22 protein-coding genes and 2 tRNA genes are annotated in these 21,241 nt (G+C 57.5%); 13 read left to right on the top strand and 11 right to left on the bottom strand.

Going from position 1 to position 21,241, the window contains the following annotated elements; genetic code table 11:
* Positions 1-8: 8 nt before the first annotated feature.
* Positions 9-1,145 carry an alpha-hydroxy acid oxidase gene (locus GTP69_RS06000; RefSeq protein ID WP_161054027.1) on the bottom strand — a complete coding sequence of 379 codons (1,137 nt, stop codon included), beginning with the start codon at positions 1,143-1,145 and terminating at the stop codon, positions 9-11.
* A 69-nt stretch (positions 1,146-1,214) separates the two neighbouring features.
* Positions 1,215-1,667 (bottom strand): GNAT family N-acetyltransferase, encoded by a 453-nt coding sequence (locus GTP69_RS05995; RefSeq protein ID WP_161054026.1) that lies wholly within the window; start codon positions 1,665-1,667, stop codon positions 1,215-1,217.
* Between the two features lie 44 nt (positions 1,668-1,711).
* Here GTP69_RS05995 and GTP69_RS05990 point away from each other — a divergent pair, with 44 nt between their 5' ends.
* The gene (locus tag GTP69_RS05990; protein WP_161054025.1) at positions 1,712-2,284 is read left to right on the top strand and encodes a helix-turn-helix domain-containing protein; all 573 of its coding nucleotides are present in this window, start codon (positions 1,712-1,714) and stop codon (positions 2,282-2,284) included.
* Here GTP69_RS05990 and GTP69_RS05985 read toward each other — a convergent pair.
* The 3 genes from GTP69_RS05985 to GTP69_RS05975 all read right to left on the bottom strand — a co-directional run bounded on the left by GTP69_RS05985 (position 2,281) and on the right by GTP69_RS05975 (position 4,484).
* Entirely contained in the window at positions 2,281-3,015 is a 735-nt protein-coding gene (locus GTP69_RS05985; RefSeq protein WP_161054024.1) for a hypothetical protein, read from the bottom strand. The genes GTP69_RS05990 and GTP69_RS05985 overlap by 4 nt on opposite strands.
* Positions 3,002-3,757 (bottom strand): helix-turn-helix domain-containing protein, encoded by a 756-nt coding sequence (locus GTP69_RS05980; protein ID WP_161054144.1) that lies wholly within the window; start codon positions 3,755-3,757, stop codon positions 3,002-3,004. Before GTP69_RS05980 ends, GTP69_RS05985 begins: the two co-directional genes overlap by 14 nt.
* Before the next feature lie 97 nt (positions 3,758-3,854).
* Positions 3,855-4,484 (bottom strand): hypothetical protein, encoded by a 630-nt coding sequence (locus GTP69_RS05975; protein WP_161054023.1) that lies wholly within the window; start codon positions 4,482-4,484, stop codon positions 3,855-3,857.
* Positions 4,485-4,576: 92 nt separating this feature from the next.
* Here GTP69_RS05975 and dusA point away from each other — a divergent pair, with 92 nt between their 5' ends.
* The 5 genes from dusA to GTP69_RS05950 all read left to right on the top strand — a co-directional run bounded on the left by dusA (position 4,577) and on the right by GTP69_RS05950 (position 9,112).
* On the top strand, positions 4,577-5,602 hold the full coding sequence (gene dusA / locus GTP69_RS05970; protein WP_161054022.1) for a tRNA dihydrouridine(20/20a) synthase DusA: 1,026 nt from the start codon (positions 4,577-4,579) through the stop codon (positions 5,600-5,602).
* A 338-nt stretch (positions 5,603-5,940) separates the two neighbouring features.
* A complete protein-coding gene (locus GTP69_RS05965; protein WP_202424312.1) occupies positions 5,941-7,692 on the top strand; it encodes a methyl-accepting chemotaxis protein in 1,752 nt (583 codons plus the stop codon).
* A gap of 111 nt (positions 7,693-7,803) precedes the next feature.
* Complete coding sequence (locus tag GTP69_RS05960; RefSeq protein WP_161043764.1) at positions 7,804-8,136, top strand: energy transducer TonB; 333 nt, start codon at positions 7,804-7,806, stop codon at positions 8,134-8,136.
* A 68-nt stretch (positions 8,137-8,204) separates the two neighbouring features.
* The gene (locus GTP69_RS05955) at positions 8,205-8,546 is read left to right on the top strand and encodes an energy transducer TonB (protein WP_110847039.1); all 342 of its coding nucleotides are present in this window, start codon (positions 8,205-8,207) and stop codon (positions 8,544-8,546) included.
* Between the two features lie 152 nt (positions 8,547-8,698).
* Positions 8,699-9,112, top strand: a complete 414-nt coding sequence (locus GTP69_RS05950) for a hypothetical protein (RefSeq protein WP_161054021.1) — start codon at positions 8,699-8,701, stop codon at positions 9,110-9,112.
* A gap of 312 nt (positions 9,113-9,424) precedes the next feature.
* Here GTP69_RS05950 and GTP69_RS05945 read toward each other — a convergent pair whose 3' ends face one another.
* Entirely contained in the window at positions 9,425-9,874 is a 450-nt protein-coding gene (locus GTP69_RS05945) for a hypothetical protein (protein ID WP_161054020.1), read from the bottom strand.
* Between the two features lie 187 nt (positions 9,875-10,061).
* On the opposite strand from GTP69_RS05945, the gene GTP69_RS05940 reads away from it, so the two are divergent.
* Entirely contained in the window at positions 10,062-10,469 is a 408-nt protein-coding gene (locus GTP69_RS05940) for a response regulator (RefSeq protein ID WP_161054019.1), read from the top strand.
* On the opposite strand, the gene GTP69_RS05935 is transcribed toward GTP69_RS05940, so the two are convergent.
* The 5 genes from GTP69_RS05935 to GTP69_RS05915 form a co-directional block, all read right to left on the bottom strand.
* Positions 10,466-10,825 (bottom strand): hypothetical protein, encoded by a 360-nt coding sequence (locus GTP69_RS05935; protein ID WP_161054018.1) that lies wholly within the window; start codon positions 10,823-10,825, stop codon positions 10,466-10,468. The genes GTP69_RS05940 and GTP69_RS05935 overlap by 4 nt on opposite strands.
* 207 nt (positions 10,826-11,032) lie before the next feature.
* A tRNA-His gene (locus tag GTP69_RS05930) sits at positions 11,033-11,108 on the bottom strand.
* 107 nt (positions 11,109-11,215) lie between these two features.
* Positions 11,216-12,043, bottom strand: a complete 828-nt coding sequence (murI, locus tag GTP69_RS05925; RefSeq protein ID WP_161054017.1) for a glutamate racemase — start codon at positions 12,041-12,043, stop codon at positions 11,216-11,218.
* Positions 12,043-13,572 carry a fumarate hydratase gene (locus GTP69_RS05920; RefSeq protein ID WP_161054016.1) on the bottom strand — a complete coding sequence of 510 codons (1,530 nt, stop codon included), beginning with the start codon at positions 13,570-13,572 and terminating at the stop codon, positions 12,043-12,045. The genes murI and GTP69_RS05920 overlap by 1 nt, the downstream gene beginning before the upstream one ends.
* Before the next feature lie 16 nt (positions 13,573-13,588).
* Positions 13,589-14,179 (bottom strand): YqhA family protein, encoded by a 591-nt coding sequence (locus GTP69_RS05915; protein WP_161054015.1) that lies wholly within the window; start codon positions 14,177-14,179, stop codon positions 13,589-13,591.
* 209 nt (positions 14,180-14,388) lie between these two features.
* Between GTP69_RS05915 and acs the strand changes: the two genes are divergently transcribed.
* The 6 genes from acs to GTP69_RS05885 all read left to right on the top strand — a co-directional run bounded on the left by acs (position 14,389) and on the right by GTP69_RS05885 (position 21,209).
* Positions 14,389-16,377: an acetate--CoA ligase gene (gene acs / locus GTP69_RS05910; protein ID WP_161054014.1), complete on the top strand. Its 1,989-nt coding sequence runs from the start codon at positions 14,389-14,391 to the stop codon at positions 16,375-16,377.
* A 119-nt stretch (positions 16,378-16,496) separates the two neighbouring features.
* Positions 16,497-16,586 (top strand) — tRNA-Ser (locus GTP69_RS05905).
* 220 nt (positions 16,587-16,806) lie between these two features.
* Positions 16,807-18,048: a tyrosine-type recombinase/integrase gene (locus GTP69_RS05900; protein WP_161054013.1), complete on the top strand. Its 1,242-nt coding sequence runs from the start codon at positions 16,807-16,809 to the stop codon at positions 18,046-18,048.
* Positions 18,049-19,054: 1,006 nt separating this feature from the next.
* The gene (locus GTP69_RS05895) at positions 19,055-19,855 is read left to right on the top strand and encodes a YaaC family protein (RefSeq protein WP_161054012.1); all 801 of its coding nucleotides are present in this window, start codon (positions 19,055-19,057) and stop codon (positions 19,853-19,855) included.
* 123 nt (positions 19,856-19,978) lie between these two features.
* Positions 19,979-20,617: a DUF5343 domain-containing protein gene (locus GTP69_RS05890; RefSeq protein ID WP_161054011.1), complete on the top strand. Its 639-nt coding sequence runs from the start codon at positions 19,979-19,981 to the stop codon at positions 20,615-20,617.
* Positions 20,610-21,209, top strand: coding sequence for a Swt1 family HEPN domain-containing protein (locus tag GTP69_RS05885; RefSeq protein ID WP_161054010.1), 600 nt, complete (start codon positions 20,610-20,612; stop codon positions 21,207-21,209). The genes GTP69_RS05890 and GTP69_RS05885 overlap by 8 nt, the downstream gene beginning before the upstream one ends.
* Positions 21,210-21,241: the final 32 nt, after the last annotated feature.

The following is a 21,241-nucleotide window of genomic DNA, read 5'->3' as shown; positions in this document are numbered from 1 at the left end:
CAGGGTGCTTAATCGCGGCGGCGTGCCTGCGGGAGCAGGGCGCCGCGGTTGATCTCGCTGATGGTGGCGCAACCGGCCATCGCCATGCAGATTTCCAGTTCTTCCCGCAGCAGCTTGAGCATATGGGCCACGCCCAGCGCGCCGGCCACGCTCAGCGCGTACAGTTGCAACCTCCCCACCGCCACCGCGTTGGCGCCCAGGGCCAGCGCCTTGAAGGCGTCGCTGCCCGACTGGATGCCGCCGTCATACATCAACGGCAAATCGGCGCCGACGGCGGCGCGTATCGCCGGCAGCACGTCCAGTCCGGATGGTGCGCCGTCGAGGCTGCGGCCGCCGTGGTTGGAGACGGCGATACCGGCCACGCCGGCGTCGCGCAACGCCACCGCATCATCCGGATGCAGTACGCCTTTGACCCACACCGGCAGCGTGGTTTGGCTCATCACCCAACGGATGTCATCCCAGCTGGGCGCGCCGCGCATGGCGCCCTGGAAGAAGCGGCTTTCGCCGTCGCCATTGCCGGCGAAGCGCGGCATGGTGTCGTAGCCGCGCAGGTTGACGGCGCTGACGTCGGACGGCAGCTGGAACCTGGCCGCCAGCGCGCGGCGGTTGGCGACCTGAATCGGCGCATCCACGGTCAGCACGATGGCGCGGTAGCCGGCCGCTTCGGCGCGGCGCAGCAGGTCCAGCGTGTGTGCGCGCTGCGGCAGCAGATACGGCTGGAACCAGCGTTGCGGACCGGCAGCGGCGGCGGTGTCTTCCAGCGAGCAGGCGGATTGCGTGCTGGCGATCATGCAGGTATCGATGGCTTGCGCGGCGCGCGCGGTTTCCACTTCGCCGCCGGCGTGCGCCAGCTTGTGGAAGGCCACTGGCGCCAGGAAGAAGGGATGCGCGTAGTCGTCACCGGCCAGGCGGATGCGCGTGTGGCCATGGCTGACGTCGCGCAGCAGGCGCGGGTAGATGGCCCACTGCTCGAAGGCCGTCACATTGGCGGCCACGCTGAGGCCGTAGCCGCTGCCGCCGCTGATGTAGGCCAGATGCGACGGCGCCATGAAGTGCGGCGCCAGCGCGGCGTAGTCCTGGGCGCTGCGGATGTCGGCGGGGATGACGCTCAGCGGCAGCGCAAGGGGTGGCGTGGTGGTCGACATTTTCTATCCTGCGGTAAGCATATCGCCGCAGTATAGCCGCTTGCGTTTTTTGATGGATTTAGCGGCGGTTCACACCAAGGGCTTGCGCATGAAGACGCTGTACGGGTCATCCGGATAGCCACCGTAAGGAGCACACTGCGCGAAGCCGTGGCGCTGGTAGAGAGCGATCGCTTCCGGCTGCGACGGCCCGGTTTCCAGCACCATCAGCGGACAGCCGGCATCGCGCGCGGCCTGTTCCAGCGTGTCCATCAGCCGACGCGCCAGTCCCTGGCCGCGTGCGGCGGGATGCACGTACATACGCTTGATCTCGCCATATTCCGGCGACAGCACCACGGCGGCGCAGCCTGCGATCACACCGTCCACGCCGCGCGCCACGGCGAACTTTACTTCCGGCTGCATCAGTGCGTTCAGGTCGAGGGCGTAGACGGATTCCGGCGGGTACAAGGTCAGATGGTAAGCATCGAGATCGGCGATCAGGGCGATGACATCCGGCTGGTTGGGCGTTTCGAAGGCGATTTGCATGATGGACAGTTTATTGGATGATTTAATCCAGTATAATGGATTTCATGGATATCAACAAATTAATCGCCAGCCGCGTGCTGGCCTTGCGCGAGGCGCGCCAGTTGTCGCTGACGGCCTTGGCCGATCGCAGCGGTGTCAGCCGCTCCAATATTTCGCTGATCGAGCGCGGCGAGAGCAGCGCCACCGCCACCGTGCTGGACAAGCTGGCCGGCGCACTGGGCGTCACGCTGGCTTCGCTGTTCGAAGCAGGGGCCGATGCACCGGCCGCGCCGTCGCCGTTGAGCACAGCCGATACGCAGGCGGTGTGGACCGATCCGGCGTCCGGCTACGTGCGGCGGCAGTTGTCACCGGCGGCGCGCTCGCCGCTGCAACTGGTGGAAGTTGTTTTTCCGCCGGGGCAGCGCGTCGCCTACGACCAGGTGCGGCGCGAGGCCGACGTTTATCAGCAAGTGTGGCTGCTGGAGGGCGTAATGGACATCACCGCCGGCGATGGTTCCTGGCGCCTGCAACCGGGCGATTGCCTGGCCATGCGCGAAGACCAGCCCATCACCTACGTCAATCCCGGCGCGCAGGCGGCGCGCTACCTGGTCGGCCTGGTGACGCTGCCGTTCGCTTAATCCTTGGAGGTCGGCGAAATCGTTTTGCTGACTTTGCCGTGTTCGTCCAGCATCTGGATCAGTGGCGGGCCGTCGGCGCTGACCAGCAGCATCATGCGCACGCGGCCCTGGGCGTCCTTCAGTTGCAGCGCCGAGCCTTTGTCGCGCGTGTTGCCCAGCCAGATGCGGTTGACGCTCAGGCGTTCTTCATCACTCAGTTTTTGCCAGTAGGCCTCGCGCTGCTCGGCCGGCAGCTTGCGCGCTTCTTCGCCGAAGCGCTGGATGTCGGCCATCGAGGTTTTCTGGAAGTAGGGCACGTCGTTGATTTTGACGCCGGTTTGCTGGTGGTTGGCGCTATCGTTATTCAGCAGCTGTAGCGCCTGGTCCTGGCGGAAGCGGTCGAAGGTCAGCGACAGACCGGACGAGACCTTGCCGTCGTCGCTGATGCTGCCTTTCTGGATCAGGCCACCGTTCTCGGTGCCTTCGTCGTTGACGAACAGCATGCCGGCGAAGGCGCGGCGATCGGGCCGCGCGCCTTCCTTGCCTTGCATGAAGTCGCCGGGGAATTGCGCGCGGTTGGAAATCACCAGCCGCCTGGTGCCGTCCGGCTCGACGATGTTGATGCGGCCGACGGTGATTTCGTCAAACTCGGCATGCTTGCCTGGATCGCGCGCGCCGGTCAGCAGGACGACTGCGATCAGGCCGCCGGCCATGGTGGCGGCGCCGGCAAAGAAGGTCTTAAGCTGCGACATGGTGACCTCCACCGGCTTTGCGCATGCGCCATTCCACTACCGCTAGCAGGAATCCGCTAAACATCAGTAGGGCGCCGAGGTATTGCAGGATCTTGTTTTGCATCGGATGCACATAAGTCACGTCGATCAGGTCGAACTTGCGCTTGCCGTGGGCTGCCGGCTCGAAAAACACCCCGCCGCGATTGCCCCAGACTTCGATGGTCTGCACCTTGACGCGGTTGGCTTCGAAGTCGGCCTGCGATTTCAGCGATTCTTCCGTGGTGATCGTGTGGGCAGCCATTTTCAGACTCTCGATTTTAGGGAACTGTTCGAAGATCTGGTCCGACTCGCCCTCCAGAATCACGCCCTGCGACTTATATTTGTACAGATTATTGGCGAAGAAGATGCCGTCGTTGGCGGCCAGCATCATCGCGAAGCCGAGCAGGCAGGTGGCGGCCGCCGCCCAGATGTATTTGCGGGCGTCGTGCAAACGGCGCTGCACCTCGCCGTTGAGGAACTGGCTGACTTCCGGAATGTGGCGCAACGAGCTTTGCAGGATGGTGCGGTCGATATCGGCCAGCAAATCACCCGGCGTCAGCTGCAGCGCCTTGACGATAGCGCTGAACATGTCTGCCGATGGCTGCGACTTGTCATTTTCCAGTTTCGACAGATACGACTGCTCGATGCCGATCGCTTCCGCAAACTGCGGCTGCGTCAGATTTTGATCGGTGCGGATCTGTTTCAGCTTCTCTCCAAAATTCATACTCAAGGCCTTTCCACGGTGAACATGAGGCGTATTCTTGGGTATTCATGCAAGAATAGAAAGGTGAATATGGCGGAATATGCAAGAATATCAGCGTTTAACGGCGGTATTCCTGCACCTGAGGCGTTTCCAGCTGGCGGAAGAACTCCTTCATGGCGGCGCCATAACGCTGCGTGGCATCCTTGCTGATCCAGCGCATCTGCGCCTGCGACAGCGCGGCGGCGCCTTCCGGCGAGGCCAGCAAAGTATCGATGTGGCGGATCGCCTCACGGCCCCAGGCCGTGCGCGGACAGGCAATGCCACCCACCAGCAATCCCGGTCCGCCGGCCAGCGGTAGCGATTTCAGGCTGGCCAGTTCCGGACTTTGCAGGATGGCGTGGGTCATCACAAAGTCCAGTTCGATGGTGTAATCGGCGCGGTTCAGGGCCAGCATGGCCGGACGATCGGTTGCGGTGGGGGCAGCAGGTAGGCGTTGCGGAAATAAGCCAGCTTTTCCCGGTCGGGTGTGCGCAGCGCGTTGGCAAAGCAGGCGTGCTGGCCCGAGGCGATCTGCGACCAGGTAGCGGACTACCTGATCCGCCATGCCGTTACCAGGCTTGCCGTCGATGAGTTCGCCGACCGGCGGAAAGTCCGACATCATCCAGGTGATGGTTTCGGTGGCCCGCACCGGGGCATTTGCCAGCAGCAGTGCGGCGAAGAACGCACTGGAAGTGAGTGACAACCGCACGGCTGGCGTCCTTGCTTGGGGAGGTGTCCGGTAAGGGTAACTGAAGTTGCGCTATAATGTCGACCCTTCCGCGATTCCACTGCGTAGCCATCATGACCATCATCACTCTGCCGACCGCCGACCAAGCACCCGTAGTGCCAAGCCGCCGCCTGTCCGTGGCGCCGATGATGGATTGGACTGACCGCCACTGCCGCGTGTTCCACCGCCATATCAGCAAGCACACCTGGCTGTACACCGAGATGGTGACCACCGGCGCGCTGGTGTATGGCGACGTCGAACGTCACCTGCGCTTCAACGAGGAAGAACATCCGGTGGCCCTGCAACTGGGCGGCAGCGACCCGACCGACCTGGCCACCAGCGCCAAGCTGGGCGAGAAGTGGGGCTACGACGAGATCAACCTCAACTGCGGTTGCCCGTCCGAACGCGTGCAGAAGGGCGCTTTCGGCGCCTGCCTGATGGCCGAGCCGGAACTGGTGGCCGACTGCGTCAAGGCGATGCGCGACGCGGTCTCGATCGATGTCACCGTCAAGCACCGCATCGGCATCAACGACGTGCAAAGTTACGACTTCGTCCGCGATTTCGTCGGTAAAGTGGCGGATGCCGGTTGTACTACTTTCATCGTCCACGCCCGCAATGCGATCCTGAAAGGGCTGTCGCCGAAGGAAAACCGCGAAATCCCGCCGCTGAAGTATGAGTATGCCTACCAGCTCAAGCGCGATTTCCCTGACTTCGAAATCATTATCAATGGCGGCATCAAGACCGAAGCCGAAATCGATGAGCACCTGAAGCATCTGGACGGCGTGATGCTGGGCCGCGAGGCGTATCACAACCCGTTCGTGATGGCCAATTTCGACCAGCGCTATTACGGCGACACCAGCGCGCCGTTGACCCGCGACCAGGTGCTGGAAGCCATGATTCCCTACATCCAGGCCCAACTGGCGCAGTACGGCCCGCTCGGCCTCAAGCTCAATTCCATCACCCGTCATATGCTCGGCATCATGACCGGCCTGCCGGGCGCCCGTGCCTTCCGTCAGACTTTGTCCGACTCCAAAAAGCTCGCCCTTGGCGACGCCAATCTCCTGCTCGAAGCCGCAGCCCGACTGCGTATTGCTGCGTAGAACTACGTATATTGACAAACTTTCATTGGCTGTGGTGGCATTTCCACACAGAAAGTTCGTTTGCGTATTTTCCGGGCAGTAATTGCTTGCTTTGAGGCAAAATTTGCATCTATAATTCCTGAATATACACACATATCCACCGACTTTCGTGATGTATTGGGGTTCCAAAAAACTACACGCAGGCTGCTGGTGGAGCTGCAAATTTTTGCATTCGCAGTCATTGTTTGCTACTGTCACAGCTTATTACTTAGCAGCAAGGGTTTTGTTCCGATGACATCCCAAGCGTTGTGTCATCCATGGCAACTTCTATCAACTGTGTCACTTAAGAAGAAGACGAAATGAATTTAGCAAAAATGAAAGTCGGTACCCGCCTGGGCCTCGGATTTGCCCTGGTGCTGGTATTCCTGGTGGCCGTGACTGCTGTCGGCATCCTGCGCATGTCGCAGATCCAGAACCGTCTGGACCACGTCATCAGCGTCAACAACGTCGTCTCCCGCCTGGTGCTGGATATGCGCAACAACGTCGCCGAGCGCATCAACTCGCTGCGCGTGCTGACCATGATCGCCGATCCGGCCGACATGGAACAGGACATGAAACGCATCAAGGAACTGTCGGGCACCTATACCGAGTTCCAGGACAAGCTGAGCAAGCAGTTCGCGCAGGAATCGCTGCCGGAAGAAAAAACGCTGCTGGTCGCGGTCAAGGAAGCGGAAGCCGTGGCGATGCCGGCGATTGCCAAGGCGTCGGAACTGTGGCTGGCCAGCAAGCCTGAAGAAGCCACCCGCGTGCTGGTGAAAGAAATTCGTCCTGCCCAGAAAAAATGGATGACCGCGCTGGAACAACTGGGCGCGCTGGAAGACAAGATGAACGCGCAGATGCAGGTGGATGCCGCCAATGGCTTCTCCAGCGCCCGTACCTTCATGATCATCATGGGCCTGCTGGCTGTGGCGATCTCGGTGGTGGCTGCACTGGTCATCACCCGCGGCCTGCTGAAGCAGCTGGGCGGCGAGCCGGACTACACCGCCTCGATCGCCGGCAGCATCGCCGCCGGCGACCTGTCGATTTCGATCAACACCACCGGCGCTGACAAGAACAGCCTGGTCGTGGAAATGCGTGAAATGCGCAACAGCCTGCGCGACATCGTCAGCCAGGTGCGCACCGGTACCGAAACCATCGGCACCGCCTCGCGTGAAATCGCCGCCGGTAACGTCGACCTGTCGTCGCGTACCGAAATGCAGGCATCGTCGCTGGAAAAAACCGCGTCGGCCATGGACGAGCTGACCTCGACCGTGAAACAGAACGCCGACAATGCCCGTGAAGCCAACCAGCTGGCCTCGGCCGCTTCGGATGTGGCCGTCAAGGGTGGCCAGGTGGTCTCGCAAGTAGTCGACACCATGAGCTCGATCGACGCCTCGGCCAAGAAAATTGTCGACATCATCGGCGTGATCGATGGCATCGCCTTCCAGACCAACATCCTGGCGCTGAACGCCGCCGTGGAAGCAGCCCGTGCCGGTGAGCAAGGCCGTGGCTTCGCCGTGGTGGCGTCGGAAGTGCGTAACCTGGCGCAACGTTCGGCCGGTGCAGCAAAAGAAATCAAGATGCTGATCGATGATTCGGTCGAGAAGGTCGGCGCCGGCACCAAGCTGGTCGGCCAGGCCGGTGTGACGATGGACGAGGTAGTGTCCTCGGTACGCCGCGTGACCGACATCATGAGCGAGATCGCCAACGCCAGCCAGGAGCAGAGCGCCGGTATCGCCCAGGTCAACCAGTCGATCATCGAGATGGACAGCATGACCCAACAAAATGCCGCGCTGGTGGAAGAAGCCGCCGCCGCAGCACAAAGTTTGCAAGATCAGGCCAGCGAGCTGTCGCGCGTGGTCAGTGTCTTCAAATTGGTGGAAGGCGAGGAGCGCGCGCCAGTGGCAGCGCCCGCAATGGCCACCAGAGCAGCCGTGGTCAAGCCGATCGCTGCCGCCCGTACGCCAGTGAAGAAACTGGCTGCCAAGCCAGCGCCTGCACCGGCCGCCAAACCGAAAAAAGTCGCCGCAGCAGCCAGCGCCGCCGGCAGCGATGAGTGGGAAGAGTTCTAAGCAGTTCTGAAAAATATTTGCCGCAGTCTGCCGTCCGCTGTTGTGGACAGATGGCCCGCTGTGGAGTTCGTTTAACCAGTCATTAATAACAAATTGTTGGGAAATCGTAATATGAACAAGTCTGTATTCGCCGCTGTCATCCTGTCCGTCGCCACCTCGGCTGTGTTTGCTGCTGAAGTGCCAGCCTCGCTGTCCGACAAAAACTGCAAAGCGGAATATCCAAAAGCCTCGCTGCTGAACGAAGAGCAGGGCGACGTTTCGATGGCCTTCCTGGTCGGCGCCGACGGCAACGTGATGGATTCCAAAGTGGAAAAGTCGAGCGGTTACAAAAACCTCGACAAAGCCGCGCTGAAGGCACTGAGCGCCTGCAAATTCAAACCAGGCACCAAGGATGGCGCTGTAGCCCAGACCTGGACCAAGGTCGACTACAGCTGGAAGCTGTAATTAGTCTCAAACAGGCTCTGCATGGGTAGAGCCTGCACGCCGGATTCTTACACTTTTGGGGAAATCAGATGTTTACAAATAAGCGTTGGTTGAGTGTGATCGCAGCAGTGCTGATGTCGGGCACCGCTTTTGCCGCCGAAGTTCCTGCATCGTTCGATGCCAAGAACTGCAAGGCTGAGTATCCAAAAGCCTCCCTGATGAATGAAGAGCAGGGTACCGTGTCGATGTCCTTCCTGGTCAAGCCGGACGGTAGCGTTGCTGATTCCAAAGTCGACAAAAGCAGCGGTTTCAAGAATCTGGACAAGGCTGCCATCAAGGCGCTGAGCGCCTGCAAGTTCAAACCGGGCACCAAGGACGGCGCTCCGGCCGAAACCTGGACCAAGGTTGATTACGCCTGGAAACTGGACTAATCTGGCTGAAGGCGGCCGCGTGCTGAGCAAAAAGGAACCGACTGCGGTTCCTTTTTTTTCGGCTGTCATGACTGTTGTAAGCAACTGTAATGGCGCAAGAGTGCCACGCGAGTTCCTTATATAGTACGATCTGGATTGAGGAGAAAACCGCCATGAAAACTTTTGTTATCGCCGTTGCCGCGCTGGCGGCGCTGACCGGCTGCGCTACGCAGCGTCCAGCTTATTACACCACTGCCCGCGTGCAGGACCCGTATCAATGGCACACCGTGTCGGTGCTGCCGTCGGGTTCGCAAGCGCAATCGGGCACGTGGACCGAGGAACTGCCGCCGCAGCCGCAGCAGCAGTCGCGCGTGGTCTACAGCACCGAGCCGGCTTACAGCACCAGCACGGTCTATGTGACGCAGCCGACCTACTACGCGCCGGCGCCGGTGTATTACGCTCCGGCGCCATCGTATTATTACCCGCCGGTATCGATCGGCCTCGACTTCTCGTTCGGCCGCTGGTGCTGTGGCGGTGGCCGCGGTTGGGGCGGTCGCGGCTGGGGTGGTGGCTATCACCGCCGTTAATCAGTTACGGACGTAAAAAATCCCGCTGGCGCCTTCGGGCGCACAGCGGGATTTTTTTATGGCGCTGCTTAACGCAGCACGTAGATCGATGCCTGGCTTAGTACGTTTTCCGAGCATAACTCGTAAGCCGAAGCGCCTGCCACGACAAGCAGCAAAGCACCAAATGCGATGTGTAAATAGCGTGCCATGACGGGCTCCTGAAAGAAGGTGGGACTGGAATGACTTCAGGATAGTCCACGACCCGCATTTCAGGCATCAGCCGAATGTCCGACAAAATGTAGGACAAAAGCTCGTCTCTAGCTTTTCAACAACTTATTTGGTTTTCCACAGCGTGACCGGTCCGGCCGGGGCGGTGTCGAGCGCGTTGGACACGGTCAGCCACTGCTGCAGGCGTTCCGGTTGCTTCAGGTGGATGCCCATGCCATCGATGATGCCGATCTGTTCCAGCATGCTGGCGCTGATCTTGGCCTTGGAGACGGTAGGGGCGCCCATGACCATGCGGTCATAGGCCTTGCGCGCCTTGTTTTCCCACTTGTGCAGGCTGGTTTCGTCGAAGCGGTTGGCTTCGAAATACACGGTCAGCGTGCCATCCGGGTTGCCGAAACCAACGATGCCGGAGCCCATGCGGATGGCGGCGTTGTTGCCGGCGTCAAACGCTTCGGAAGGAACAAAGACTGCGGCGCGACCGTCGGTATCTGGACGGCCAATCGGCGTGTCTTTGCTATAGGTGCTGACTTCAATAATAGGTTTTTCTTGGGACATACACTTACGCGTTTTCAGGGGATAAGTCGAGCTAGGCGGGGGTTTTGCATGGGGATGCAAACGACCGTTCTATTGTAGCGTTAACCTAGTTCCAACGGGCAATAGACGTGGTCAAAATGTTGTAACGTTACGCATTAGTAAGGACATTCGGTTATAGTTGGCAACATGATAGCGACGGGAGGCGGGCATGCCAGCACACCAGGGACTAAGCGTTTTCATCATTGACGACAACGAAATGACGCGCAGCCTGTTGCGCGTGATTATCCAGGGCGATAACTACGATGTGGTAGGCGATGCCGGCACTGCCGAATCCGCGCGATTACGGTTGCGTTCGCTCCGCGCCGACATCATTTGCCTGGATGTGGTGATGCCGGACGGGAACGGCCTGGAGCTGTTGAACTGGATCAGCGAGAAGCAGCCCAAGGCCGCCGTGCTGATGGTCACTGCCAGCACCGACCGCAGCACGGTCGAACAATCGCTGCGCAACGGCGCCAAGGGCTACATCGTCAAACCCTTCAATCCCGGCACCGTGATGAATACGCTGGATAAAATCGCCGCCCAAATCCACGCCCAGCGCGCCGCCAGCAAAACCTAGAGATAACGCACGCAAGCCACCATGGCGCCAATGATCGCCACGGCGAAGCCCGCCATGCGCCAGGTGAGTTGGTAGACGGCATCGGCCAGTTCTGCCTTGGTGGCATAGGTATGCTGAAGGCTGAGCAGGACATCCAGCTTGCCGTTTAAGACTGCTAGCTCTTCCTTGGTGGCATAGGTGTGCTGAAGACTGAGTAGGACATCCAGCTTGCCATTTACGACGGCTAGCTCTTCTTTGGTAGCGTAGGTGTGCTGGAGACTCAGAATGGCATCCAGTTTGCCGCTTGCAATCGACAGTTCTTCCTTGGTCGCGTAATTGGATTTGATAACCGCAACCGACGTGATGAGATCGTCCATGGCCGCAGACTTTCTTTCTGCAGAAGATGAACGATCATCTGGCCTCTCTGATTCGATGTCAAGCAAGCTCCTGTGCGCCATAGCAGCCTCCGTCTTGTTATCGGGGCAGCGTACATGCCGCTGTGGGTGCGGGCGTGGAGGTGCATCAAGCGCCGGCCTGAAACGCAAAAAGCCCAGTCTGGAGACTGGGCTTTTCACTTAATTCTTTGGGGTGGCTGATGGGGCTCGAACCCACGACAACAGGAATCACAATCCTGGACTCTACCAACTGAGCTACAGCCACCACTGTCTTACTACTACTCGCTGTTTAACTACTGCTGAACAACGAGCCAGAATTATACAAGCCAGTTTCGATTCCTGCAAATTTAATTTTCGAAACTTGAAGATGACCTAAACATCAACCTTTTCCACCGCCGGCTTCAGGTCCAGCAAGTCGGCAAATGCCTGCGCCAGGGCGGCCGCGTCACCGGTGGTGTAGCCGCGCAGGGTGGCGACGCCATCCGTACCATGCGGCAAGCCGGACGCATCCAGCAGACGGCCCAGCTGGCGCGCCACGGCGTCACCGGTATCGATCAGCACCACATCGCCGCGCGCGTGATCGCGCAGCACGCGTTCGATGCCGGCGCGGACAAACGGGTAGTGGGTGCAGCCGAGCACCAGCGTATCGGCACCCTGCTCAAGCAGCGGCGCAACGTAGTGTTCCAGCATGGCGGCGATGGCCGGTGCGGCAAGGTCGCCTTTTTCGATTTCATCGACTAGGCCCACCGCCGGCTGCAACAGGAACTCGGCCTGCGTGGCGGCGCTGATCTGCTCGCGCAGTTGCAGGAACTTGTCGCCCTTCAGCGTGCGCGCCGTCGCCAGCACGCCGACCTTGCCATTGCGCGTGGCGGCAGCGGCTGGTTTCAGGCCAGGCTCCACGCCTACCACCGGCAATTCGGGATATCTGGCGCGCACCGCCTTGATGGCGGCCACGGTGGCCGTGTTGCAGGCCACCACCAGCGCCTTGGCGCCGTGCGTCAACAGGAAGTCGGTCACCGCCAGCGCGCGCTCAACCACATACTGCTCGGTCTTGTCGCCATACGGCGCGTGGCCGGAGTCGGCGAAGTACATCAGATCTTCATGCGGCAGCTGCGCTCGGATGTGGCGCAGCACCGACAGCCCGCCCACGCCGGAATCAAAAACCCCGATCGGGGAGCCGGGAGAGCGGGCGATTTGCATCAGGCAGTCACAACAGGCACGTTGAGCTGCTCGATGCGGGTCTTCCATTCCGCCGGGCCGGTGTTGTGCACCGACGTGCCTTGCGAATCGACGGCCACGGTAACCGGCATGTCGACCACGTCAAACTCGTAGATCGCTTCCATGCCCATGTCGGCAAAGCCCAGCACTTTCGATTGCTTGATGGCTTTCGACACCAGGTAAGCCGAACCGCCCACCGCCATCAGGTACGCCGACTTGTGCTTCTTGATCGACTCGATCGCAGCAGGGCCGCGCTCGGCCTTGCCGATCATCGCGATCAGGCCGGTTTGTTCCAGCATCATGTCGGTGAACTTGTCCATGCGGGTGGCGGTGGTTGGGCCGGCTGGGCCGACCACTTCATCACGCACCGGATCGACCGGGCCGACGTAATAGATCACGCGGTTCTTGAAGTCCACCGGCAGTTCTTCGCCCTTGGCCAGCATGTCCTGGATGCGCTTGTGCGCGGCATCGCGGCCGGTCAGCATTTTGCCGTTCAGCAGCAGGGTCTGGCCCGGCGTCCACGAAGCGACTTCTTCCTTGGTCAGCGTGTTCAGGTCGACGCGTTTCGATTTCTCGGTATCCGGCGCCCACGACACGTCAGGCCAGGTCGACAGCGGTGGCGGCGTCATGTAGGCAGGGCCCGAGCCGTCCAGCACGAAGTGGCCGTGGCGGGTGGCGGCGCAGTTCGGGATCATCGCCACTGGCTTGGACGCCGCGTGGGTCGGGTGCATCATGATCTTCACATCCAGCACGGTGGTCAGGCCGCCCAGGCCTTGCGCGCCGATGCCCAGCGCATTGATCTTGTCGCACAGTTCGATACGCAGTTCTTCCAGCTTGTTCTGCGGGCCGCGCTGTTTCAGCTCGAACATGTCGATGTCTTCCATCAGCACTTCCTTGGCCATCAGCATGGCCTTCTCGGCGGTGCCGCCGATGCCGATACCCAGCATGCCTGGCGGGCACCAGCCGGCGCCCATGGTCGGCACGGTTTTCAGTACCCAGTCGATCAGCGAATCGGAAGGATTCATCATGATCATCTTGGATTTGTTTTCCGAGCCGCCGCCTTTGGCTGCGACCTTGACGTCGACGGTATTGCCTTCGACCAGTTCCATGTGGACCACGGCCGGCGTGTTGTCCTTGGTGTTCTTGCGGTCGAAGTGCGGGTCGGCCACGATCGAGGCGCGCAGCTTGTTGTCGTCGAAGTTGTAGGCGCGGCGCACGCCTTCGTTGACCGCGTCGGTGACGGTGCCGGTGAAGCCTTCAAAGCGCACACCCATGCCGATCTTCAGGAAGACGTTGACGATGCCGGTGTCCTGGCAGATCGGACGCTTGCCCTCGGCGCACATGCGCGAGTTGGTCAGGATCTGCGCGATGGCGTCTTTGGCGGCCGGGCTTTGCTCGTGCTCGTAGGCGCGGGCCAGGTGCTCGATGTAATCGGCTGGATGGTAGTAGCTGATGTACTGCAGCGCGGCGGCAACGGATTCGATCAGGTCTTCTTGCTTTATGATGGTCATGATGTTCTCGCGGGGGTTAATGGGATTCGTTGTGCGTCACGGTGGTGATGCGGTCGGTGTAAGAAATAGCCAGCGCCGACAGCAGGAATACAACGTGAATACCGGTTTGCGCCAGCAGCGTCTTCTCATCGTAGATGCTGGCGTTGATAAAGGTCTTGAGCAGATGGATCGACGAAATGCCGATGATCGCCATCGCCAGCTTGGTCTTCAGCACGGAGGCGTTGACGTGCGACAGCCACTCCGGCTGGTCTGGATGGCTGTCCAGATTCATGCGCGAGATAAAGGTCTCGTAGCCGCCGATGATCACCATCACCAGCAGGTTCGAAATCATCACTACGTCGATCAGGCCCAGCACCACCAGCATGATGGTGGTTTCATTCAATTTGGTCGGCATCGGCGCGTTGGGCACGGCGACCGCTTGCAGAATGTGCTGGAGTGCGGCATCGCTGCCGAGCGCGGCGCCGATCAAGTCTTTCAGCTCGACCCAGAAATGGAATACGTAGACGCATTGCGCCAGGATCAGACCCAGGTACAGCGGCAGTTGCAGCCAGCGGGTCATGAAAATAAAAGCGGGCAGGGGACGCAGCTTTTGTTTAGGCTCGGTCATTACGGCAAAACTCCTGGAAATGAGGCAGACTATGAAGACTGCCGACATTTTACACGCGCTGCCGAGCGACCGCATCCGATCGCTGCATTGAATTATTGGTAAAATTGTCCGGCATGCCATCCTCCGCCGGGGATGATCAAGGCTGTAAGGGCGCAGTAAGCGATACCGTTTATGTTGCTAAGCAAACGATTACAACATTTGGAGACACCATGAGCAGCACTACCACCCAACAAGGTCCACAGGAATCCCGCGTCTTCGCGCCACCGGCGGCGTTTGCAGCACAGGCTGCCGTGTCCGGCATGGATGCCTACAACGCATTGTGCGCGGAAGCCGAAGCCGACTACGAAGGCTTCTGGTCGCGGCTGGCGAAAGAACATCTGGACTGGCAAACGCCTTTCACCAAAACCCTCAACGAAGACAACGCACCGTTCTACAAATGGTTTGAAGACGGCAAGCTGAACGTCTCGTACAACTGCCTCGACCGCAACCTGAACAACGGTAACGCCGACAAGACCGCCATCATCTTTGAAGCGGACGACGGCCAGGCGACGCACGTATCGTACAAAGAGCTGCACGAAAAAGTCTGCAAATTCGCCAACGGCCTGAAGTCGCGCGGCATCAAAAAGGGCGACCGCGTCATCATCTACATGTCGATGTCGGTCGAAGGCGTGGCCGCGATGCAGGCCTGCGCGCGCATCGGCGCCACGCACTCGGTGGTGTTTGGCGGCTTCTCGGCCAAATCGCTGCAAGAGCGCATCATCGACGCCGGCGCCGTGGCCGTCATCACCGCCGACGAACAACTGCGCGGCGGCAAACACCTGCCGCTGAAAGCCATCGTCGACGAAGCATTGGCGCTGGGCGGCTGCGACACCATCAAGGACGTCATCGTCTACAAACGCACCGGCGGCGCCATCGCCTTCAAAGAAGGCCGCGACCTGTGGCTGCACGACCTGGTCGAAGGCCAGTCGGCGGTATGCGAGCCGGAGTGGGTGGAAGCCGAGCATCCGCTGTTCATCCTCTACACCTCGGGCTCGACCGGTACGCCAAAAGGCGTGCAGCATTCCAGCGGCGGCTACCTGCTGTGGGCGGCGCTGACGATGAAATGGTCGTTCGACCTGAAACCGTCCGACGTCTACTGGTGCACCGCCGACATCGGCTGGGTGACCGGCCACAGCTATATCGCCTACGGCCCGACCGCAGTCGGCGCCACGCAAGTGGTGTTTGAAGGCGTGCCGACCTACCCGAACGCCGGCCGCTTCTGGGAAACCGTGGCCAAGCACAAGGTCAACATCTTCTACACCGCGCCGACCGCGATCCGTTCGCTGATCAAGGCGTCGGACGTGGACCCGAAAGTACACCCGAAAAACTACGACCTGTCGTCGCTGCGTCTGCTAGGCACGGTGGGCGAGCCGATCAATCCGGAAGCGTGGATGTGGTACTACACGCAAGTCGGCGGCGAGAAATGCCCGATCGTCGACACCTTCTGGCAGACCGAAACCGGCGGCCACATGATCACCCCGCTGCCAGGTGCGACGCCGATGGTGCCGGGTTCGTGCACCTTGCCGCTGCCGGGCATCATGGCCGCGATTGTGGACGAGGCAGGCGTGGATGTGCCGAACGGGCAGGGCGGTATTCTGGTTGTGAAACGTCCGTGGCCATCGATGATCCGCACCATCTGGAATAATCCGGAGCGTTTCAAGACGTCCTACTTCCCGGAAGAGTTGGGCGGCAAAATGTACCTGGCGGGCGATGGCGCGATCCGCAACAAGGACACCGGTTACTTCACTATCACCGGCCGTATCGATGACGTGCTGAACGTGTCGGGTCACCGCATGGGTACGATGGAGATTGAGTCGGCGCTGGTGGCCAATCCGCTGGTGGCGGAAGCGGCGGTGGTCGGCAAGCCGGATGACACGACGGGTGAATCGATCTGCGCGTTCGTGGTGCTGAAGCAGGCGCGTCCGACGGGCGATGAGGCCAAGAAGCTGGCGCTGGAGTTGCGCAATTGGGTGGCCAAGGAAATTGGTCCGATCGCCAAGCCGAAGGAGATTCGTTTCGGTGACAACTTGCCGAAGACGCGTTCGGGCAAGATCATGCGTCGCCTGCTGCGCGTGCTGGCCAAGGGCGAGACGATCACGCAGGATGTGTCGACGTTGGAGAATCCGGCGATTCTGGAGCAGCTGAAAGAGACCTCGTAACAGCGTCATTCCCGCGTAGGCGGGAATCCATGCTGACGTGATGACGTACCGGCAAATAATGTTGGTACTCGCTGGAATCTTTGCTATAATTCGGCGCTTCCCGTGGTTTGGGAAATGCAGGAGAGGTGGATGAGTGGTTGAAGTCGCACGCCTGGAAAGCGTGTATAGGGTCAAACCTATCGGGGGTTCGAATCCCCCTCTCTCCGCCAAGGATTCAAATTGGGTGATCCGAGCAAGTCCGAAATCATCCAGAAAAAGCCGCTTTAGCCCCTGCTACAGCGGCTTTTTTGTTTTCTGGCGTCCTCCACTGTCCAGCTGCATCCAGCCTTTTTGGGGGCTTGATACGGATCAGCTCTTGCTCTCACAGTCAACCCATACCCTCAGACGCGGTCTAAAGTAGTTTTCGGCATCAGGCCGAGGGAGACTGTCATGGGAAAAATCATTGCACCGCTGACCGAGACTCAGGTCAGAAACGCCAAGCCGCGTGAGAAGAACTACAAGCTCTTCGATGGTGGCGGTCTGTTCCTTGATGTCGCAACAACCGGTTCTCGCATCTGGCGGCTCAAGTTTCGCCAGAAGAACCGCAAGGAAAATACGCTGACGTTCGGACACTACCCAGAAATTTCGCTGCTAGAGGCCCGAGAAAAGCGTTTGGAAGCCCGACGCCTGATGGCTAGGGGTGTTGACCCAGCCGAGTACCGCGACGACTTAAAACGCCTTGCAGCGGACAAGGCTGCTAACACCTTCGAGAGGATAGCCCGCGAGTGGTACACCAACAAGATCCCGACATGGAGTGAGCGTACAGCCAAGAACATGCTCTTGCGTCTGGAGGCCGACATATTCGACCAGATCGGCGACAGGCCGATCGGTGAGCTCAAGCACCGCGACATCATCGCAACGCTGCGCAAAATTGAGGCGCGCGGTGCCAGTGAAATTGCGCACCGCATGAAAGCGGTGTGTTCACAAATTTTCAGCTATGCGATCCAGTGCGGCCTGGCCGACCGCAATCTGGTTGTGGACATGAAAGACGTGCTGAAGACTCGGCGCGCTTCTCATTTCGCGGCAATTGATGCCGATGAACTCCCAATGTTTCTAAAGGTGCTAGAGCGGAATGAGGCCCGAATGTTCAAGCCGACGCGCATTGCGCTGCGCCTGATGCTGCTTGTTTTTGTCAGAACCAGCGAACTCATTGAAACGCCATGGAGCGAGGTCAACTTAGAAAAATGCGAATGGATCATTCCATGGCAACGCATGAAGCGGGGCAAGCTGACCGTCAACCCGGACATGACCGACCATCATGTGTGTTTGTCACGCCAAGCCTGTGAGCTGCTGCGTGAACTGCACGCCATTACAGGTGGGGGCAAGTATCTGTTTCCGAACCAGCGCGATCCGCGCAAGCCGATTAGCAATAACACGATCCTGGTCGCGTTGGCTCGCATGGGGTACAAAGGCCGTATGACGGGGCATGGCTTCCGTGCACTTGCCATGAGCACGATCAAGGAACGGCTTGGCTATCGGCACGAGGTCGTTGACCGGCAATTAGCCCATGCCCCGAAGGACAAAGTCGCTAGCGCATACGACCGTGCGCAGTTTCTTGCTGAGCGCCACAGGATGATGCAGGACTGGGCCGACTACATCGATTCGGTCGCGGCCGATGGGCAGCAGAAATAGGGGTACTTTCCAAGGCTCGCACTATTGTTGGCTGTGCTTAGCCTTTGCAGACAATAGAAGGTATTTGCATTGCTATGCCGTCCTGTTGTGCTTGGCTTCGCGGAGTGGCGTTCAGTGGCGTTCGGAAGCGCCGAAATCGCACTTAGTGGCGTTTGGAAGCGCAGAAAATCTCACTTCAGTTGCATTCAGAGGCGGAAAAATAGCGTAGAAACGGCGGGCAGGATATGTGAAGTTAGCTAACCTGCGGTTAGCTAACTTCACTTCCCTCATTCGCACCTTCGGCGCTCAACGGTACCTGCCCCGGGGGGCGCCGCTGCTCCCGCAGCCGGAAAAGAGAGCTTATTGATGTCGATTCGGCAGACAGTGGATACCTCAACTGAAGGTCCCCCAAAAGTGACTATTTACGCATTTTTCTGTTTGGCAAACTGATATGCTTTACGGCAGGTCTGCGCTCGTCTGGAGGACGCCAACCAGCTGCCGTCGTTACATTGATGGCGAGACGCAATGGTGTCCGATCGGTTAAAGGGCTTACCACACGGGAACAGGCAAAATTCGCCTAGAAGCGGCCTGTCCAGTCGCGCGCCAACAAAATTCGTCGAGAAGGTTGAGTAAATAAAAGTGAGTTTCTTTCATAAAATGCAATGCACATTGCACTTGCACATGGCCGTTGTCGGCTTGGGATTCTGGACGTTGGCCCATCACGACGGCGATACGAAGTACATTGCCATTTAGTTTTGATTGTTTAGCGCTGCTGGTCTTTATTGGCCAGAAGCACCGTTATGAGGCGCTCCGAGCTAGCGAAAAATAAATCGTGATTAGGGGAGTTGATGGCCAGATTCAGACGTTGGCTTTGCTGGCATGTGTGTGTTTTCGGAGCTTCCATCTCTGAAGATTACCGACATGAGCCGAGCCGAGAGAGGGAGCTAACATAAAAAAAATAGCGAAAAAATTATGAGTGAACTATAAATAAATTCAAATTAAAAGTAAAAAATGAAAAGGAAGTTCCGTGGAAATTGATGAAATTTTAAAGGATAGCTATGAGCGCGTGGCTGCCCAAAATAAGCCACCGTTCGATTCAACTTTTGATTACGCGAGTTATCAAAAACAAAGAGATTTAGCATTGGCCGAATGGAAGAAAATAGGAAAAGAAGGCCAGGAAAAATACAACGGAAATCTTAAAAATTTTTATTTAGAGAAAAAACTTGAGCCTGATATTACACAAGAATTTTTAAATGCAAAGAATCTTTTTCTTCTGAATAACGAAATTAATGCAAGGGTTGGAATCAAAAGCAATATTGATTTAATACTTTTAGATGAGTTGAATTTTCCTTCGCCAGCGATTGAGCTTTTGGAAAACATTGATAATTCGGATTTGGTTCGCGAACTTTATAAAGTTCGCAAACGGACAACAGGTAGTGAAAAAAATTCAGGAATAACTTCTGATGAAGCTCGCAGACTAAAAAATTGTATGCGACAAGGTCGAGAACTTTATTTAAGTAGCAGAAGTGGTCCGTTAATGGTAAAGCCGCTTACTCTATTTTATTCTCTAACAGCATATGCTTATGCGATTATTATATTAAATAATCCAATTCGATTTAAGCTTGAAAATCTCCCTGGCTCGCATGGGATGAATTATTTGCCGAACAACATTCAGGCTCAATTTGGCGGGGATATGCCACACGGGACATTCAGTGATTTGCTCGTTTCTTTTCCATCGAACTCCATTCGAACTAGAGATGTTGATTACGCTCAAAGTAGCGAGACGTCGATACTCGAGTTTTTTAAGAATGTCTCTAACGAAAATTGACGCTTTAAGTCCTATTGGGACACTTGGATGTAGGCAATCTCGGCTTGGCACAAGGCATTAGGCTGAGGGAATAACCGAGGGCTACACTTCTAATCTGGATTAAAAATATATTAGGGTGAATCAATGGCTACAACAATTCCGTATTTAACGTCACCTGGCTCGATAAAAACTGCATTAGAAAAAATCCGTTCGGCAGCGACACCTGAGCGGGTTACGAAGGACTTTGTTACAACTGTATTGCAGATAAAGGGAGGAACCGGTGCAACTATCCCTCCATATCTCAAACGTATTGGAATGGTTGGCTCGGACGGTGCTCCAACTGACTTATATAAGCAGTTCCGCAATCCGGCAAGGAGCGGTGTAGCAATCGCCGATGCAATAAAAACTGGATACCGTGAGCTACTCCAGGCAAACGAGTATTTTTTCAAACTCAGTGACAAAGATCTGAAGTCATTAATCGTTCAGGTGACTGGTCTAGGATCTGACGATAGAGTGGTTGCGCTTATTCATTCAACTCTGGTCCATCTGCGTGGATTTGCTAATTTTGAGAGCAACTTTGAGCACGTAGAAATAAACCAGGCGATAGAGCAAAATAATGATTTCCCACGTCAGATTGCAATATCTCCCACACCATCTTCTGGCCGGGTTGGCTTGAATCTTTCATATACGATAAATCTTAATCTTCCGGCTACGTCTGATCAGGCTGTGTTCAATGCAATCTTTCGCAGTTTGAAAGAACACCTATTGTCATCTGATGAATAAGCATATTCTTAATCGGATAAAAGCATTTGGAATGACAAACCAATTGTTAAGTGAAGATTTGGGTCGAATTGGCCGAGCCCATAACATTGAACTCGGGCATACTCCGGTTACGCCTAGCGCGCCAGAAGTAGATGCTGTTTATTATCCACAGTTTGATGCCGCTGTTAGGATAGAAGCCTCATCGATGTCAAAACATTATGAAATATTCTATGCGCTTGAAAAGACTATTAGGGCACTTGTAGCTGAAACAATTGAAGCTACAGAAAAACGAGATGATTGGTGGAGCTCGTCGCGGGTGCCGACAGTTATCCAAGTTGAGGTCAAGTCACGAATTCAAAAGGAGCTAGATGCTGGTGTAACTCGTCGCTCTCTTGATGAGTTGGACTACACAACATTCGGCGAGCTTTCGGTGATTATCGTGTCGAATTGGGATATTTTTGGAAGCCTTTTCACTAGCAAAAAAGCATTGGAAAAGATCATCTCCAGCCTTAATGCACTCCGTAATCCGATAGCACATTGTAGTCCTCTAGCTGAAGACGAAGTTCTCCGCCTTCAACTAACGGTCCGTGACTGGTTTAGGTTGATGGAATGATTTAGTCCGACGGTTATCTTATTTGTTATTTT

Source organism: Duganella levis (assembly GCF_009857605.1).
Lineage (GTDB): Bacteria > Pseudomonadota > Gammaproteobacteria > Burkholderiales > Burkholderiaceae_D > Rugamonas > Rugamonas levis.
This window is presented reverse-complemented; position numbering and strand designations above follow the sequence as displayed.